The sequence below is a fragment of the Ilumatobacter nonamiensis YM16-303 genome, from assembly GCF_000350145.1.
Lineage (GTDB): Bacteria > Actinomycetota > Acidimicrobiia > Acidimicrobiales > Ilumatobacteraceae > Ilumatobacter_A > Ilumatobacter_A nonamiensis.
In genome coordinates, this window is the sequence record NZ_BAOL01000168.1 from 17,329 (window position 1) to 32,389 (window position 15,061).

Genomic DNA, 15,061 nt, shown 5'->3' on the forward strand with positions numbered 1-15,061 from the left:
CGATCATCGATCGGACCGAGCGGAGGTACGCCTCCGAAGGGGAGAGACAGACATGAAGCGATCCATCACCAGGGCCACGGCCGGTCTTGCCGCGCTGGCGCTCGTCGCCGGCGCGTGCGGCAGCGACGACGATTCGTCCGCCGACGACAGCGGCGATGCCGAGGAGACGGCCGACACCGAAGCCGCTGCCGACGAGGCCGAAGCCGAGAGCGACGAGGCCAACGACGACGTCGATGCCGATGCCGATGCCGAGGAGACCGAGGACACGGCGGCGGCGGACGATGCAGCCGAGAGCGACGCCGGCGGCGAGTGCGACGAACCGGAATCGGTGAGCCTGCAGTTGCAGTGGTTCACGCAGGCTCAGTTCGGTGGTTACTACGCGGCGATCGACCAGGGCTTCTACGAGGACCAGTGCCTCGACGTGGAGATCAAGGAAGGCGCGGTCGAGATCGTTCCGCAGACCGAACTCGCGAACGGCAACGCCGACTTCGCGATCGCGTGGGTGCCCAAGGCACTCCAGACCCGTGAAGCCGGAGCCGAGATCACGAACATCGCCCAGGTGTTCGAACGCTCGGGCACGCTCCAGGTCAGCTTCGCCGACGCCGGAATCACCTCGCCCGCCGACTTCGAGGGAAAGACCATCGGAAACTGGGGCTTCGGCAACGAGTACGAGGTCTTCGCCGCGATCGGCGAGGCGGGGCTCGACCCGGCCAGCGACGTCGAACTCGTCGGCCAGCAGTTCGACATGGTCGCGCTGCTCGAAGGCGAGATCGACGCCGCCGAGGCGATGACCTACAACGAGTACGCACAGGTGCTCGAAGCGGTCAACCCCGACACCGGTGAGCTGTACCAGCCGGAGGACTTCAACGTCGTCAACTATGAGGAGGAGGGCGTCGGCATGCTGCAGGACGCGATCTGGGCCGACTCGACCCGTCTGGCCGACGACGAGGCCTACCGCGATCAGGCGGTCCGGTTCGTCGCTGCGTCGCTGCAGGGTTGGGCCTACTGCCGGGACAACGTCGAGGAATGCGCGACGATCGTCACCGACGCCGGTTCCACGCTCGGAGCGAGCCACCAGCAGTGGATGATGAACGAGGTCAACAAGCTGATCTGGCCCGCCTCGGGTGAGAGCATCGGCCTGATCGACCAGGAAGCCTGGGACCGGACCGTCGAGATCAGCAAGAACACGCCGAACCTCGAAGGTGCCACGGTACTCGCCGAGGACCCGGCCGAGGGTGCGTTCACGAACGACATCGTCACCGAAGCGGTCGCATTGCTCGGCGACGTCGACCTCGTCGGCGCTGACTTCGCGGCGATCGAGGTCACCCTGAACGAAGGCGGCGAGTGAAGCCATCGTCGGCCGCCTGACGGCTGACACCTGAATCCGCGGACGCTCGGCCGTGAGGACCGCCTCCTCGCAGCCGAGCGTTCGCGCATTTTCGGTGCCGGCGATTCGGTCTAGGTTGGTCGGCATGGGAGAGATGATCGACATTTCCAGCGACGGGCTCGATGCCCGCGGATATCTCGCGACGCCGGAGTCCGGTTCCGGGCCCGGCGTGATCGTGGTGCAGGAATGGTGGGGGCTCGATTCGGGGATCAAGGAGATGGCCGATCGGCTCGCCGCCGAGGGGTTCGTCGCCCTTGCGCCCGACCTGTACCACGGCGAACTCGCAGCACACGACGAGATGGACAAGGCCGGTCAGCTCATGTCCGACCTTCCGCCCGACCGCGCGACGCGGGACATGAGCGTGGCGGTCGATCATCTGGATGGTCTCGACAGCACCACCGGCGAGGGCCTCGGTGTCGTCGGTTTCTGCATGGGAGGGATGCTCAGTTTCCTGCTCGCTGCTGATCGCCCCGACAAGATCGCGGCGGCCGTCCCGTTCTACGGCTTTCCCCACGGGGACTCGCAGCCCGACTTCTCGAAGATCGAGGCGTCGATCCAGGGGCACATGGCCGAGCACGACGACTTCTTCCCGCCCGGTGCGGCGATGCATCTCGAGGCGGAGTTGAAGGCGCTCGGCAAGGACGTGTCGTTCACCGTGCACGAGGGTTCGGGGCACGCGTTCATGGCGCCGCACAACGCGCTGGGTACCCGGGATCAGGAGCTGTACGACCTGATCTGGCCGCAGGTGACCGCGTTCCTGCATGATCAGCTCGGAGCCTGAGCGTGCCGCGCTTCGACGCGGTGCTCTTCGACGCGGGTGGCGTGCTCGTTCTTCCCGACCCGCTCGTGCTCGCTCCGCTGCTCGCCTACTTCGGCGGCGACCCGTCGCTCGACTCGCATCGTCGTGCGCACTACGCCGGGATGAAGGCGAAGTCCGACATCGACGCCGGTGAGTCGAGTTGGGACGCGTACAACGATGCGTACGTCGCGGCCGTCGGAGTCGACGAGGACGATCGGGCGGAAGCGGCCGAGATGCTCGACCGGACTCGCTATCACGCGACCTGGCGGTGGGTGATCCCGGAGTCGAGGGCTGCGCTCGACCGGCTCGCCGAGTGCGGCGTCCCGATGGGCGTCGTGTCGAACGCCAGCGGTCAGATCGAGGCGATGCTCGCCCGCGAGATCTGCCAGGTCGGACCCGGTGACCACATCGAGATGCGGGTCATCGTCGACAGCGAGCTGGTCGGTGTCGCCAAACCCGATCCGAGGATCTTCGACCACGCGCTGCCGGCCTTCGACGGGTTCGACCGGTCTCGGATCGCGTACGTGGGTGATTCCGTGACGATGGACATCGGCGCGGGGGCGGCGGCGGGGCTGCATCCGATCCTGCTCGATCCGTACGACCATCACCCCGAGGCCGACTTCGAGCGGATTCGCTCGCTCGACGAGCTGGTCGCCGAATTCGGCTGACGGAGTGAGTCGGATCAACACGCGCTCGCGTTCATCAGGATCCGTTTGAAGGTGTAGAGGTAGGGCCCCCGTTCACCGATCGTGGCGAGCAGTTCGTCGCGGTAGGCGTCGACGAACGGCTCGTGCAGGCTCTCGGGAAGCACCGCGAAGAACCGGGTGAGGCTCGTGCCCCGGGTCCACTCGACGACATCGGCCGACGAAGCCATCACCTGTGGGTACACGACGAGGCGCACGAGCGGGTCGTCGAGGCCGAGTCCGTGGAGGAGTTCCGCGTACGCCTCGGGTGTCAGCACATTGTCGGCCACCGGGTCAGGCGGAGGTGATCCGTCCATTGCCGAACGGAACGGTTCGCGAGCGGCGACGGCTGCCGAGCACGTGTGCGACGGATGATCCGCATTCGCCGGGACCTGGACGGCCAGGCGACCACCGGCGGCGAGTTGTCCGACCCACCGTTCGAGCACCGTCGGATGGTCCGGAACCCATTGGAGGCTGGCGTTCGCGAGGATCAGATCGACCGGTTCGTCGCTTGCCCACGTGGCGATGTCGCCCGTGGCGAACGAGCACCGGTCGTCGGCGTGGTCCCGTGCTCGCTCGAGCATGGAGCTGGACGAGTCGATCCCGAGTGCCGAGTCGACGGAGAGCCGGGTCGCGAGTTCGGCCGTCAGTTCGCCGGTACCGCAACCGAGGTCGACGATCGTGCGAATCGTGGTCGAGGTGTCGATGCCGTCGGCCAGATCCCAGAACGGACGTGCCCGGAACCCGGCGAATCGGGCGTACGTGTCGGGATTCCATGCGTTCGGTGCCATCGTGCCACCCTAGCCAACTTGTATTCTACTTGTCTACAAGCCGCTCGTCGAGGTCACGGAGTCGGCGCTCACCCGTCGAGTGCGGCTCGCGGTGTCGAGCCGGCCGAAAGAGGTATCGATCGAGCACGAGGTACTGCACGATCCACAGCCCGCCGAAGGTCACGATGTTGACGGCGAGCACCAGTGTCGTCCTCGTGGCGTCGCTGACGCCACGTGCCTCGGCCCACCCAGCTGCGGACGACACCGTGAGCGTGGACGCGACGAGGGCGAGCAGACCCATCGCCCAGAACGGACCGATCTCGCGTCGGATGCTGCTCCGCCCCTCACGACGCCACACCCACCGCCGGTTGAGCGCATAGGACGGGCCGATTCCCGAGATCGTCGCGATCACGTTGGCGACGCCGGCGGTCACGGAGTCGGTGAAGGTCAAGACGCCGAGCACGCTGAGGCTCAGAGCGCTGGTCGCGAGCGAGACCAGCAGCGACTTGCTGACCTTTTGGAGCGCGGTGGGCCGATCGTCGCGCGCCGACCCGAAGATCGCGTCGAGATGGGTCATCGGGTCGTCGCAACGCCGTCTGAGCGAAGCAGGCCCCGTCCGGGTGAGCACGTGTCGAAGCCGGTGTGCATGGACATGGTTCGCTGCTCGACGGGATCGAGATCACGGTTTCCGGGATCTCACGTGTGTGACGACGCCAACGCCGGTTGCGCCGCGGGGCGTCAGTCGGCCTTGCTGGCGGCGATCAGCTGGCGAGCGATCACCTTGAGGCACAGCGTCTCGTCGGCGCCCTCGAAGATCGACAGCACGCGGGCGTCGACGAACAGGCGGCTCACCGGGAACTCCTCGGCGTATCCCATCCCACCGTGGATCTGCATGGACTCACGGGTCACCCATTCGGCGGCTTTGCAGACGTACGCCTTGACCATCGACGCCTCCATCTGTCCGGCGCCCTTGGCCATCAACGTGGCCACCGAGTACGCGAACTGGCGTCCGGCCTGCGTGAGCACGGCGATCCGGCCGAGCTTGGCGCGGATCAACTGGTAGTCGATGATCGCCTCGCCGAACACCTTGCGGTTCTCGGCGTAGTCGAGACCTTCCTCGTAGGCAGCCTGCATCACGCCGACCGCACGAGCGGCCGTCTGCAGACGTCCGTTCTCGAACCCGGCCATCTGGTAGTAGAAGCCCTTTCCGAGTCCATCTGCGCCGCCGATCTGGTTTTCGGCCGGGACCCACCAGTCCTCGAGCGCGATCTCGTAGGAGTGCATGCCGCGATAGCCGATGGTGTCGATCGGGCGACCCTCCATCTTCCCGCCGGTGGCAGTGCCGTCGATCTCCTGGCGGAGATCGAACCCGTGGGCGTCACCACGCGGCTTCGGGACGATGAACAAGCTCAGTCCGCGGTGGGTCTTCGAGCGATCCGGATCGGTACGGGCGAGCAACGTCAATGCGTCCGCCCGAGCGCCGAACGTGCACCACGTCTTCACACCGTTGATGACCCAGCCGTCCTCGCCGTTCGGCCCGGGCGCCGGAGTCGCCATCACCTTGATGCCGGCGACGTCGGAGCCGTAGTCGGGCTCGGTCACGGCAACGGCCGGCATGACCTCGGCGGTTGCGAGCAGCGGGAGCCACTTCTGCTTCTGCTCTTCGGTGCCACCCTTGACGAGGGCCCGCGTGAGGATTTCGGGCCGCGTGATCAACGATCCGCCGATGCCGAGCGACGCCTTCGACAGCGCCTCGGTCGCCGCGACCATCGCGATGTACTCCTCGTCGCCACCCTCGCTGTAGCCGCCGTACTCGGCGGGGACGCTCAGGCCGAATGCGCCGAGTTCGGCCATGCCGGTCACGATCTCCTCGGGGACGTCGGCGTTCGTGCGGTGCACGTGTTCGGCGTGGGGAGCGATCACGTTCTGGGCGAACGAACCGAACGTGTCGGAGACCATCTCCATGTCGCTCGACAGGTGCAGCGGGCCGGGTGTGTCCGCCAGCGACGCGAGGAACGCAGGCGCGCGATAGGTCGCCATGAACTCGTGTGCGCCCGCCAGCGCGTCGCGCTCGACACCCCAGTCGGATTCGCGCCCCAGGATCTTCGATCCGAGGTCGTGCACCATGTCGGCGGTGAACGCGCAGGTGATCTTCGCTTCGACGTCACCCTTGTTGCCGTAGTCGATGAGCGACTTCGCAGTCGCCACTCCGGCCGCTGCGTGGGCGATCTCGTAGGCGAGGACCTGGTGGGTGTCGGCACCTCCGTCGAGCGAGGCGAGTCGGCGGACGGCCTTTCCGACGACGGCATCGGCGAGGTCGATCACATCGGCGGCGGCCGTCAGGTCTGCGGTGGCATCTGGCGTGGCGGGGGAGTCGCTCATGGCCCACGAGATTACCGAGCGGTAACCGACCTCACCATTCCTGGTCAGCCTGCGCCGGGATGGGTCTGGGGGCCTCAGCGTCGCTCGGCTCCCGCGGTCGACACCACCCAGAGCGCCTCGGGGGCCGGTTCGAACTCCTGGGCCGGGAGGTCGAACGTGACACCGTCGACGGTCATGGCCACCAGCGTGTAGACGAGCGCCTGCTCCGTCAGCCCGTCACGGCTCGGGACGGCTCGGGACGCAGGCACCCACGCGGTACGGTCAGCCGACAGCCGGAGGGGCCCCGCCGTACTCTCGAATACGAGCTGGGCACCCTCCGGGACGGCTTGCTGGGCCGAGACCGTCACACGATTGCTCACGACCAGTCCGATCTCCGCCGTCGGGCCGTCGATGTCGGCCACATCGCGGTTGGCGAGAGTACTCCCGTCGGACCAGACTCCGACGGCGACCTCGCGAAGTGAGGGCTGCGCCTGGACCCCGATGAACTCGAACTCGGAGTTCGGCTCCGCCGTGGAGAGGTCGATCACGCCCGCTGCGTCGGAGGCGAAGCTGCGACCGTCGATGCCGACGATCACGTCCCGCAGCGGCGGCACGAGCTGCACCGTGCGGAGCGGGACTCGCGGCGTGGTCGTGGTCGTCGGCGTGGGCGTGGTCGTGGTCGTCGTCGTGTCGTCGGCCTCGTCGTTCGTCGTGGTCGGAACGGTTCGGGCGGGTTCGGTGGAGGTGTCCTCGTCGAGCGCTGTGGTCGGCGCCTCGGGGGTCGAATCGGCGGGTGGGCCGAGCGTCTCGACCTCGGGTTGGTTCAATCGATCGGACAGCGCATCGACGAGGGTCGGGCCGGCAACGACCGACGCGCCGACCGCAGCGACCATTGCCACGAACGTGATCCGTCGACGCCGATCGAGTGAGCGGTCGTCGTTCGGGCGGCGGGGTTGCTTCATGACTCGATCCGATTCAAGTAGACGATGATGTTGTCGTAGTAGCTGCGCGCGGAGCGGTCGAACTCTCCCCCGCAGGTCACGAGTCGGAGCTGGCGCCCGGGAACAGCCCCGTACACGTCGTTGGTCGGAAACTCGACCTTTGCGTGCTGTTCGGTTCGATCGACGACGAAGTCGACGGATCCATCGGCGGTGTCGATCGAGACCACTGCCCCGGGCTGGATCTCGCGCAGGCGGTAGAAGACCCCCGGTCCGGTGCGGGCCGAATCGACGTGGGCCATGACGACCGAAGGGCCGGGCTCACCCGGACGCGGTCCCGGCTCGAACCATCCGGCGACGTCAGCGCTCGGTGGAACGGCGACGGTGCCATCCGGGTTCACGCCCGTCGGAACGATCGGGCTGTCGACCTCGAGCGACGGAATTCGGATGCCGATCGGGTCGCCGACTGCGTTCTCCGGTCCGACGTCGGCGCCCGAGCGTTCGACCGCCTGCGGTGTGGTCGTGGGAGGAGAGGTCGTTGGTGTGCTGGTGATGGGAACGGGCGCTGCGGTGGTCGGAGGCGTGGTGGCCGTGGCAGTAGGCGCGACCCCGTCATCGTCCGCTGTGGTGGTGGTCGTCGTCGACGCTGACGGCTCGACCACCACCACGGGTGCCGACACGCCAGCGGAAGCGTCGGCATCGCGTGCCTCGGCACCCGCGCACGACGAGACCAGTGCGAACGCCGCAATGGCGAGCGCGGCGGGACGACGACGGGCGGGGGTCATCAGGCGGCGCGCTTCCTGAGGATCCGAGTACCGAGCGCTGCGGTGACGCCGATCGCCGCGACCCCGGCGAGCACGACGGAGCCAGGGAGGGGTGCGCCGCTCGATGACGAGCCGTCGATCGGATCGAGCACGTCGGCCATTGCGCCTCCGCCGGTCTGGATGCCGCCGCTCGGAGCCTCGGCGACGGCGACCGCATCCTGAACCGGTGCGACGTCGATCTGGCCGTCGTTGCCGCGCACGATGACGATCGAGGACTGGACGCCCGCAGCGATCGACCAGTCCGTGACGCGGAGGACGACGTCATCGGTTCCGGCGTCGCGGACCTCCACGTCGTATGTGCCCGGTGCGACGTCCTGATAGTCGGTTGCCGACGGGTAGGGGACGTTGGCCGCGAGCGTCGGCCCGTCGACGACGCGCACGTCGACCGCTCGGACGTCCGGAGCCGCATGGATGAAGCGCACGAGTGATGCGTCGGGGTTCGGCTGGACGAGTTCGTCGGTGTAGACCTGTGGCGCGAGTCCGTCACGGGTCGACACGGCACCCACCGTCACCGAACCGTCGTCGGGGACCCCGGCCTCGACGCTGAGCAGCGGTGCGCTGTCGGGCTGTCCGGCCGCACGGACGTCGAACGTGTGGGGACCGGTCGGCAGCGGCATGTAGTTCGAGACCGTGCGGAACGCGATCCCACTGGCGAACGGTGCGCCGTCGACGAAGACGTCGACGTCGGCTTCGCTCGGCGCGAAGTGGCCGAACCGGACCCAGCCGGAACTCGGCGGGAGTTCGGGCGCGGCGTTCACGCTCGGCGTCGCGAGCGGTACGAACGCGAGCGCCAGCAGAGCCACGACGAACCCGAACGCGCGGGCCAACCGGGAACCTGTGGGGGCGGGTCGTGGGATGGATGTGGTGTTCATGGTTGCTCCTCTTCTTGTGTCGTAGAACGGGATGTTCCGGGTCGGGACGTCGCCAACTCCTGTAGCCGGGTCGACTGCGTGCTCATGGGTTCTCCAGCCTCGAGCACACGTCGAGACGATCGGTGTCGACCATCAACCGGGTGAGGGCGATCCAGGCGCCGAGGTAGTAGCTGGGGGCGCCGGCATCGATGCGCTCGGCCCGATCGGCGAACTCGTTGGCTCGTTCGTCGTCGCCTGACGCTTCGGCACCGGAGGCGGCGGCCAGGAGGAAGAGCGGGTTGGATCCGTCACCGTCGACGGGATCGCCGTTGAGGTCCAGGATCTGTCCCTCGGCCTCGGCCGCGCGTTCCACGACGGGGCCGAGGGCAACGGCGAGATCGCGGCTCCCGGCGTCGCATGCCTCGGCCAGTCGGGGGATGGTGCGGAAGGCGTCGAAGCCGTAGGTGGGACGATCGGAGCCTCCCGGCGCACCCGAGGTGTCGGGGTTCCCGTCGGAGTCCAGCCGAGCCCAGTCGCTCGGAAGCAGCGTGCCGGCGTCGGTCACGTCGTCGAGCAGCCGCAACGCGTCCTCGCGAAGTCCGGTCCACATCGGGTCACCGGTCTCGGTGGCGAGCAGATCGAACGAAGCCGGCGCGAGGTAGCTCGGATTCCAGGCGTACGGTGCGGTGGTCGCCCACGGTCCGGCCACGAGGACCGACGTGTCGCCGGCCGTCACGACGTCCTCGTCGACCAGCGCGTCGGCGAGGTCGAGTGCTGCGTCTCCGAAGTCAGGGCGCTCGAATCGCTCGCTCGCCATGAACAGGGCGCGCGCCACGTCGAGGTCGGCGTCCGTTGCCGCGTTCGGGTCGATGATCCGACTGTTGCTCCATTTCCAAGCGAGCGTTCCGGACTCGGTCAGGAGGTTGTCCCGGGTCCATTGCCAGACGCGATCGAAGGTCGTTTCGTCGTGGAGGGCGACCGAGATCAGCAGCGCGTAGGCCTGACCTTCGCTCACCGTGTCCCCTTCGTCGCGCTCGACCCTGCCGTCGAGTCCGACGTATGCGTCGAGGAATCGCTGCGCCGAGCGCACCGCCTCTTCCTCAGGGTCGAGTTGCTCGCCGATCTCGATCGGGCTGTTGGGGTCGGGATCGGAGCTGTCGGAACGGTTGCCGAGGACGACGACCGCGATCGCCACGGCTCCGAAGAGCGCGACCAGGGCGACCAGCAACTGGGGGACGCGCTTGCTCATCGGCTCGGTCATGCCGCGACCTCCGCCGAGTTGACCGACGAAAGTTGCGCCGGGCGGAGACTGTCACCGACGAGCGCGGGCCACGCGCCGCATGCGAGGACGACGAGGTGGAGTCCGGCGTAGGCGACGTTGTTGAACGTCGACGGGCTCGGGTCCCGCGCCAGGCCCACCACGATCGCCACGGTGAGTGCGATCGCGAACGCGATGGTGACCCGGATCGGCCGCAGCTGGCGTCCCGCTGCACCGTGTTTCGGCGTCACCACGAACGAGCCGCGACGCCGGAAGACCACGCGACCGAGTGAGCGGATGTGCACCCAGAACGTCGCCGAGTTCAACGCGAACGCCGAGAACGTGAACGCTCCGCCGGAAGCGATCGCGACGGTGGCCAGCGATGCGACGAAGTACGGCCCGAAGTGCAACAAGAACTCGTCGGTGCCGACGTCGCCGATGGGTTGGACCCCGAACACCAGTCGCATGATCGGCAACGACATGTACAACATGACGGTCCAACCCGACAGGAAGTAGGTGCCCGACGAGAGGTACTGCAACCGTTGGCGGAGTGGGAGCTTCGACCGCAACACCCGCGGGATCCCGCCGAGGCAGCCCTGGGCCCAACGCATCTGTTGGCTGACGTAGGACGACATGTCCTCTGGACCCAGACCGACAGCGAGCACCTCGGCCACGTAGCGCGACTCCCACCCGCGTTCGTGGAGTTCGACCGAGAGCGCGAAGTCTTCGGTCAGCGAGTCCTCGGGGAAGCCGCCAACGGATTCGAGCGCGCTGCGACGGAACACGACGTTCGTCCCGCAGCAGAACATCGCTCCACGGGTGGCCTTGCCGCGCGAGATGACGCCGAAGAAGAGCTCCTGCTGAGCCGCCGACGCTGCAGCGATCGTCGAGTCGCTCTGATTCGCGTAGTACTGGGGAGTCTGGACGAAAGCGACGTCGTCGTTGCCGAAGTAGCCCATTGTCGCGTCGAGGAAGTGCGACTTCGGGACGTGGTCGCAGTCGAACACGACGACGAAGTCTCCGGACGTTTCGCCGAGCGCATTGTTGATATTGCCCGCTTTCGCGCCCTTGTTCACCGAGCGACGGATGTAGCCGACATCGTGGCGTCGGGCGAGGCGGGCCATGTCGTCGCTCTTGCCGTCGTCGAGGAGGTGCACGGTGACGTGCGCCCCCTGGAGACGGGTCGCCGCGATGATCGTCGGCTCCACGATGTCGACGGGTTCGTTGTAGACGGGAATGAACACGTCCACCACTGGCAGTGGTCCGGTCCACGCCGGGGCGCGCTCGTGGCGCCGGTCGTTGGTGACCGTCCACCAGAACATCGCACCCTGCATCACGTTGAAGCACTCGGCGACGAGCAACGCGCCGTAGAGCCAGAGGTTGTTGGCGTGGTCGAGATCGATCAGCCAGGAGAAGTACCAGACGGTGAGCGCGACGTTGAGTGCAACGGCGAGGCGAACAGGCCACCGTGCCGGAACATCGCCGGCATCCCAGACGCCGGTCTCGGCGGGAGCACCCCGATGGGTGTCGATGAGGGTCATGCCGCGGGTCCGATCTTCCAGACGGTCACTTGCGCGAACGTGTAGCGAGCATCGACGGAGCGGCCTTGGTCGACGAACTCCGTGAGCGCGGCGTCCACCAGGTTCCGGGCGTCGTCGCTGTCGGCAAAGCTGTCAGCCTCGATGATGAACACCGAGTTCGCACCGGCCGTCGGGACCCCGTCCTCGAGCGGAGCGCTCGGGATCGTGGGCTCGTAGTAGTCGAGCGTGTAGTTGAAGTACTGGGGTGCGAAGACGACCGAGTCGCCGGGGCGGGCATCGTCGCGGATCTGTTCGACGGCTTCCTCGTATTGATACAGCCGCGGGTTGTCCGTGTCGAACTGTTGGACGACCAGTGCCCCCGACATCACTGCGACGATCGATCCGACCGCGACGCGCTGCAGGCGGCGGCTCCGGGCGACCGTGCCGACGCCGGCGGCGAGCAGGACGAGGAAGATGGGGACCGCGCCGGCGAAGTAGCGCACCTCGGCCAGGCTGCGACTCTGTGCGGCGATGAAACTGGCGCCGAACACGGCGAGCATCGGGATTCCCGCCAGGGTGAGCAGGATGCGATTCGACGTCCGCCGAGGGGTGCCCAGCAGGAGGAGGAGGACGAGCAACCCGATGGGCCACAGGGCGACCAGTCGGATGGACACGTCGTCGGGTTGATAGCCGAGGAAGATCCACTGCAGGTTGGTGAGGAAGCCGTCGAGTCCGGGTGGTGGCACGACGTCGGAACCTGCGGTGATCCCCGTCGTGCTGAAGCCGAATCCCTCGTCCTGGTTGCGCATCGCCTGCGCGAGCGCGAACGGCACGAGCGGTGCGAGCAGGACCGCGTGGGCGACGATCGAGCCCATCTCGCCCCGCAGGAGTGCATGCATTCCGGGTGTGTGGCGCCGCCGGTAGACCTCGATGGCCAGCACGACGACCGTGGCCACCACGTGCAACACACCGAAGTACTGGGTGTACACGAGCGCCACGTTGGCGAGGGTGAAGATCACCCAGTACCTGCGCTGTCCGGACTTCAGGATGCGTGCAAGTCCGTAGGTCGAGATCGCCGCCAGCAACATGAACTGCGAGTACATCCGGGCTTCCTGCCCGTACCAGACCGCGACCGGCGCCACCGTCGCGAATGCTGCGGCATACAGGCCGATCCGGCGGTCGAAGAACTCGCGGCCGATCAGGTACACCATCGGGATCAGCGCGGCACCCATGAGCATCATCGGGAGCCGCAGTGCGAACTCGCTGTCACCGACGAGGCGGATGTCGGCCCAGAGGACGATGTGGTGGAGCGGCGGGTGGTTGTCCGTCTCGCCGATGAATTGCACCATGTCGACGAGCGGCTTCTTCGCCTGGAAGACACTGGTCGTCTCGTCGAGCCACAGGCCACGATGCGTGAACGTCCGGACCGCGAACCCGATCAGGGTGAGTCCGGCGACGATGCGTCGCGACGAACTCGGCGACGGATCCGGTGGGGCGGAAGGCGTCGGTGTGTGGAGCGACGCCGAGCGCCTTGACCGGCTCGCAACGGCGGCCGCGACCGCGATGGCGAGAGCGAGGAACGTGACGCCGGTTCCCCCGGCGCCGATCACGAGCAACAGTGCGGCCGGTGTGAGCCATCCGGTCGAGTGCACGGGTCGCAAGACGTGCCCCACGATCTGCTCCGGGGTCGACAGCGCGATCAGCGCGGCGATCGCGATCGCGATTCCCGCGAGGACGGGGAGCGCGGACGACGGGACCTGGCCGGGGAGTGTCAACGCTGCGCCGATGACACCGGCGAAGCCGGCGAGGGCTGCGCGGGTCGTCGGCACGAGTTGGCTCGACCGCGACGGAAGGTCACCGGTCGACGCCCGAAAGATGCACAGTGCGAGGGGGACCGCGAACGCGATGATCGTCGCCGACCGGTCGAAGCCGTCGAACGCCGAAGCGAGCGCACAGGACAAGCCGACAGTGGCAGCTCCCGGGAGGAGCAGTCGGTCGTACTGGAACGACCGAGACGCTTCGAAATCGGTCGGGGCATCGGAACGGAAACGAAGGAACCTCCCGGTGACCAGCATGGTCACGAACCACACGAGGGCGAACTGAGCGGCGACGGCCGAGGTCGACCCGGCACCGACGCCCGCGGCGCCCACGGAGGCGATGATGCCGGCCGCGGCACCGATCGCCGCTCGCGTCGGTCGGGTCGAGGAGCGCACCGTTGTCGACGACATCGTGACGAGCGCGACGAAACCGGCGGTCGCTACGGCGGTCGAGAGGGCCCGCCCCAGGTCGGTCATCAGGATCGTGATCGTCGCGGTGAACACCACGGCGGGGACCACCGTCCAGGCCACTCCTCGGGTCGGCTGCAGCGCGGGTGGCGCTGGCCGCACGGCCGACGACGTGCGCGTCGGTGAGGCGGTTCCGGCCGACGGCGACCGCTCGTCGATTCTTTCGATCGTGCTCATCGATGTGTGTCCACGAGCGCGGCGCCCTGGCGGGTCCGGATCGGACGCACGTTGTCGTGCCCGCGCTCGACACCGGCGATGGCCGGGTCGGTCTCGTGCGACTGCTGCCGTGGAAGGCGCCGTCGGACCTCCTGGGTGACGTACAGCGGTCGATCCGTCGACTCGTCGAAGATGCGCGCGACGTACTCGCCGATCAGGCCCAGGGCAACGAGTTGGACCCCGGCCACTCCGGCGGAGCGCATCGCGGTCGGCGGGCGGGCCAGTCCGGCCGTCTTGGCAACGAGCGCCGCGGCACCGGCGGCTGCGCTGACCGCGGTGAGCCCCGCACCGAGGACGGTGATCGAGCGGATGGGCGCCTTGGAGTATCCGATGACACCGTCGTTCGCCAGCCGCAGCATCTTCGTCAATCCGTAGCTGGTCGTGCCCGCAGCGCGCTCCGGGCGGGCGTATTCCACGCCGATCTGGCGGAACCCCAGCCATGCGAACATGCCGCGGACGTACCGGTTGCGCTCGGGCATCTCGGCGATCGCGTCGATGACGGCGCGGTCGATCAGCCGGAAGTCGCCGACTTGGGCCGGAATGTCCACATCCGACAGCGCGTTCAGGCAGCGGTAGAAGCCTGCTGCCGTCACCCGCTTGAAGCGGGTGTCCTGCTGGCGGTCCGTGCGGACGCCGAAGACGACGTCGTAGCCCTCGCGCCACCGCCGACTCATCTCGAGCACCGTCTGCGGCGGATCCTGGAGATCGGCATCCATGATCACGGCGCACTCACCGGTGGAGTGCTCGAGGCCGGCCGTGACGGCGATCTGGTGGCCGAAGTTGCGGGACAGCCGAACGAGCGAGATCGACGGATCGAGGTCGGCGAGCGTCGTCAGGATCGACCAGCTGTCGTCGGCGCTGCCGTCGTCGACGAAGATCACCTCGCTCGTCCCGTCCAAGCGGTTCCGGAGCGCGCCGAGTTCGCCGACCAGTTCTCCGAGGACCTCCTCTTCGTTGTGGACCGGGATCACGAATGAGTACGTGATGTCGTCGGCTGTCGAGATGTCCGCCATGGGTCTGGAACCTTTCGATTCGGGTGAGGTGCCGACGACGTCAACACCGCCGATCGATCAGAGTTCGGACACCGTCGACCATCGGATCAGCACGCGAACGTGACGGTCGACACAACGATCGCTCGTGTTCTCGTGAACAGTTCGCGCACGGAGCGC

Annotated in this window: 13 protein-coding genes; 3 read left to right on the forward strand and 10 right to left on the reverse strand. The window is 67.7% G+C overall.

Annotated features, from left to right (window positions below; all coding sequences use genetic code 11):
• The first annotated feature begins 52 nt into the window (after positions 1 to 52).
• From ON45_RS14925 to ON45_RS21650, 3 genes are all read left to right on the forward strand, one after another.
• Entirely contained in the window at positions 53 to 1,348 is a 1,296-nt protein-coding gene (locus tag ON45_RS14925) for an ABC transporter substrate-binding protein (protein WP_040494798.1), read from the forward strand.
• A gap of 124 nt (positions 1,349 to 1,472) precedes the next feature.
• Positions 1,473 to 2,168: a dienelactone hydrolase family protein gene (locus ON45_RS14930; protein WP_040494799.1), complete on the forward strand. Its 696-nt coding sequence runs from the start codon at positions 1,473 to 1,475 to the stop codon at positions 2,166 to 2,168.
• A 2-nt stretch (positions 2,169 to 2,170) separates the two neighbouring features.
• Positions 2,171 to 2,854, forward strand: a complete 684-nt coding sequence (locus tag ON45_RS21650; protein WP_051063134.1) for an HAD family hydrolase — start codon at positions 2,171 to 2,173, stop codon at positions 2,852 to 2,854.
• Between the two features lie 14 nt (positions 2,855 to 2,868).
• Here ON45_RS21650 and ON45_RS14940 read toward each other — a convergent pair whose 3' ends face one another.
• The 10 genes from ON45_RS14940 to ON45_RS14990 form a co-directional block, all read right to left on the reverse strand.
• Positions 2,869 to 3,660, reverse strand: coding sequence for a methyltransferase domain-containing protein (locus ON45_RS14940; RefSeq protein WP_040494800.1), 792 nt, complete (start codon positions 3,658 to 3,660; stop codon positions 2,869 to 2,871).
• 25 nt (positions 3,661 to 3,685) lie between these two features.
• Positions 3,686 to 4,216 carry a GtrA family protein gene (locus ON45_RS14945; protein ID WP_040494801.1) on the reverse strand — a complete coding sequence of 177 codons (531 nt, stop codon included), beginning with the start codon at positions 4,214 to 4,216 and terminating at the stop codon, positions 3,686 to 3,688.
• Positions 4,217 to 4,377: 161 nt separating this feature from the next.
• Positions 4,378 to 6,021: an acyl-CoA dehydrogenase family protein gene (locus tag ON45_RS14950; protein ID WP_051063135.1), complete on the reverse strand. Its 1,644-nt coding sequence runs from the start codon at positions 6,019 to 6,021 to the stop codon at positions 4,378 to 4,380.
• Positions 6,022 to 6,095: 74 nt separating this feature from the next.
• On the reverse strand, positions 6,096 to 6,962 hold the full coding sequence (locus tag ON45_RS14955; RefSeq protein WP_040494802.1) for a hypothetical protein: 867 nt from the start codon (positions 6,960 to 6,962) through the stop codon (positions 6,096 to 6,098).
• Positions 6,959 to 7,723: a sortase domain-containing protein gene (locus tag ON45_RS22295; RefSeq protein WP_083915028.1), complete on the reverse strand. Its 765-nt coding sequence runs from the start codon at positions 7,721 to 7,723 to the stop codon at positions 6,959 to 6,961. Before ON45_RS22295 ends, ON45_RS14955 begins: the two co-directional genes overlap by 4 nt.
• Positions 7,723 to 8,634: a DUF4397 domain-containing protein gene (locus ON45_RS14970; protein WP_083915030.1), complete on the reverse strand. Its 912-nt coding sequence runs from the start codon at positions 8,632 to 8,634 to the stop codon at positions 7,723 to 7,725. Before ON45_RS14970 ends, ON45_RS22295 begins: the two co-directional genes overlap by 1 nt.
• A gap of 82 nt (positions 8,635 to 8,716) precedes the next feature.
• Positions 8,717 to 9,874, reverse strand: coding sequence for a glycosyl hydrolase family 8 (locus ON45_RS14975; RefSeq protein WP_040494805.1), 1,158 nt, complete (start codon positions 9,872 to 9,874; stop codon positions 8,717 to 8,719).
• Entirely contained in the window at positions 9,871 to 11,412 is a 1,542-nt protein-coding gene (locus tag ON45_RS21655) for a glycosyltransferase family 2 protein (protein ID WP_051063136.1), read from the reverse strand. Before ON45_RS21655 ends, ON45_RS14975 begins: the two co-directional genes overlap by 4 nt.
• Positions 11,409 to 13,853: a glycosyltransferase family 39 protein gene (locus ON45_RS14985; protein WP_040494806.1), complete on the reverse strand. Its 2,445-nt coding sequence runs from the start codon at positions 13,851 to 13,853 to the stop codon at positions 11,409 to 11,411. Before ON45_RS14985 ends, ON45_RS21655 begins: the two co-directional genes overlap by 4 nt.
• Complete coding sequence (locus ON45_RS14990; protein ID WP_051063137.1) at positions 13,850 to 14,905, reverse strand: glycosyltransferase family 2 protein; 1,056 nt, start codon at positions 14,903 to 14,905, stop codon at positions 13,850 to 13,852. The genes ON45_RS14985 and ON45_RS14990 overlap by 4 nt, the downstream gene beginning before the upstream one ends.
• Between the last annotated feature and the right edge of the window lie 156 nt (positions 14,906 to 15,061).

What these genes read in the sequence shown, in the direction of transcription:
- ON45_RS14985 (WP_040494806.1), bottom strand. Translation starts at nt 13,853, where the DNA reads ATGAGCACGATCGAAAGAATCGACGAGCGGTCGCCGTCGGCCGGAACC.
- ON45_RS14945 (WP_040494801.1), bottom strand. Translation starts at nt 4,216, where the DNA reads ATGACCCATCTCGACGCGATCTTCGGGTCGGCGCGCGACGATCGGCCC.
- ON45_RS14930 (WP_040494799.1), top strand. Translation starts at nt 1,473, where the DNA reads ATGGGAGAGATGATCGACATTTCCAGCGACGGGCTCGATGCCCGCGGA.
- ON45_RS21655 (WP_051063136.1), bottom strand. Translation starts at nt 11,412, where the DNA reads ATGACCCTCATCGACACCCATCGGGGTGCTCCCGCCGAGACCGGCGTC.
- ON45_RS14970 (WP_083915030.1), bottom strand. Translation starts at nt 8,634, where the DNA reads ATGAACACCACATCCATCCCACGACCCGCCCCCACAGGTTCCCGGTTG.
- ON45_RS14990 (WP_051063137.1), bottom strand. Translation starts at nt 14,905, where the DNA reads ATGGCGGACATCTCGACAGCCGACGACATCACGTACTCATTCGTGATC.
- ON45_RS14950 (WP_051063135.1), bottom strand. Translation starts at nt 6,021, where the DNA reads ATGAGCGACTCCCCCGCCACGCCAGATGCCACCGCAGACCTGACGGCC.
- ON45_RS14975 (WP_040494805.1), bottom strand. Translation starts at nt 9,874, where the DNA reads ATGACCGAGCCGATGAGCAAGCGCGTCCCCCAGTTGCTGGTCGCCCTG.
- ON45_RS14940 (WP_040494800.1), bottom strand. Translation starts at nt 3,660, where the DNA reads ATGGCACCGAACGCATGGAATCCCGACACGTACGCCCGATTCGCCGGG.
- ON45_RS22295 (WP_083915028.1), bottom strand. Translation starts at nt 7,723, where the DNA reads ATGACCCCCGCCCGTCGTCGTCCCGCCGCGCTCGCCATTGCGGCGTTC.
- ON45_RS14925 (WP_040494798.1), top strand. Translation starts at nt 53, where the DNA reads ATGAAGCGATCCATCACCAGGGCCACGGCCGGTCTTGCCGCGCTGGCG.
- ON45_RS14955 (WP_040494802.1), bottom strand. Translation starts at nt 6,962, where the DNA reads ATGAAGCAACCCCGCCGCCCGAACGACGACCGCTCACTCGATCGGCGT.